This window comes from Viscerimonas tarda, from assembly GCF_054601255.1.
The window spans coordinates 1-1,427 of record NZ_BAAHWV010000127.1; the positions used below are offsets into that span (position 1 = coordinate 1).

Annotated in this window: 2 protein-coding genes and 1 pseudogene; all 3 read right to left on the reverse strand. The window is 45.1% G+C overall.

The features are described from left to right. Positions 1-284 (reverse strand): annotated as a pseudogene (locus ACYPWY_RS16245) (hypothetical protein); the annotation flags it as partial. Further along, the gene (locus ACYPWY_RS16250; RefSeq protein WP_459686592.1) at positions 281-697 is read right to left on the reverse strand and encodes a hypothetical protein; all 417 of its coding nucleotides are present in this window, start codon (positions 695-697) and stop codon (positions 281-283) included. The gene ACYPWY_RS16250 and the pseudogene ACYPWY_RS16245, both read right to left, overlap by 4 nt. Next, on the reverse strand, positions 694-1,356 hold the full coding sequence (locus ACYPWY_RS16255; protein ID WP_459686593.1) for a hypothetical protein: 663 nt from the start codon (positions 1,354-1,356) through the stop codon (positions 694-696). Before ACYPWY_RS16255 ends, ACYPWY_RS16250 begins: the two co-directional genes overlap by 4 nt. Positions 1,357-1,427: the final 71 nt, after the last annotated feature.

The window sequence follows — 1,427 nt, forward strand, 5'->3', positions numbered from 1 at the left end:
CATACCGGGACCCAAACGGCAGACGAACCGAAGTCAGACAGCGCTTTTTCATCGGCAATGACCGGCTCGCAAAGCCTGTTTCGCAAATAATCCTGCGAAGCAGGCCAGCAAAGCGGTCGAAAGCAGGTATCCGGTTGAGGCTCGCGTCCGAAATGTCTTATATATTCCGCTTCGGGAACATATCGTGCGCCGTTATCCTCGCTGTTGAAGCAGGGATAGCCGGTTTCGTTGTTCTCAAAATACGCGGCGTTTTCGGGAAATTCTACCAATACATAGTTATTCATACTTCTTCTTTGTTATTGTCAAACCGCCATTCATAATCGCAGGTATTGCAGGAAAAGCGCCTGCCGTTCTCGTCGTATTCTTCCACCTTGTAACTGCCGCAGTCGGGACAGCAGGGGTCGGTTTTCTTCGGTATATCCAGCCGTTGATAAGCGATGATTTCCATATCCTCTTCAAAAATATCTTTTCCGGTATAGGATTCGTTCATTTGGATGGCAAGTTCTTCCATTTGCTCGTCGGTAACAGTTGAAACATCAAATCCCCCTCTTTCGAGGTCATCCCTGTGAACGCTCGCAACCGGAAAATAAGCTGATTCATCTTGTATTTCCTTGAATAAATGTTCTTCCGCTTCGTTGCGCTTTTCGCCTATATTTTCAAAATACCGGAGCAGTTCCTTAACTAATTCTCTGTTCATTTTTCCTCCTTGTTTAAGTTCCATACTTCAATTTTTTCTTCTACCGTCAAGCCGTCCCATTCTCCCTGATAACCGGATTTTTGACGCCATGCCTCAATTTCTTTCAGCAGTTCGTCTTCCGGCATGATTTCAACGTGTTCATTGCAATTTTCACAATAGTTTTCTTCCGAATCTTCATTGTTGCCGGAATAGCCGTCAAACAAATTCCCCTTATTGGGAAGCACCCAAGCCAACCTTTGTATGTCTTTCGAGCCGCATTTGGCACAACGGTAGGGGTTGGCTTCGTTTTCGGGAACAAAGCCTTGATTTTGCAGCCATTCGGCGATTTCTATAAGCCCTTCAATCTGTACCCGTTCGAGCGGCTCATCCCAATCCCTACCGGATACACCGTTAAGAGTACACATCAGGCACGATTCCGTATCTACATAAAGGTCAATGACATCTGCAACTTCAAAATCGCCATAGCTGTCTATAAAATCGGTATCGTGGACAACGACTGTCGGAGAGTTGTCGTATTCCTCTTTTTCCTGACTTAAAAACGACCGGCAACCTTTGTTTTTGTAAAACGTACCGATGCAGTTGTTTTCTTTTTCTACCGCCTGGCGGATAACCTGCATCAATTCCTTGCGGATTTCGTTAATTTGTTCCTTCTGTCTCATTTTTCATTCTCCTCAATGGTTAATTCTACATTGTCCTGACAGTTGCAGCAATAGCAGTCAGCCTTGTTGTC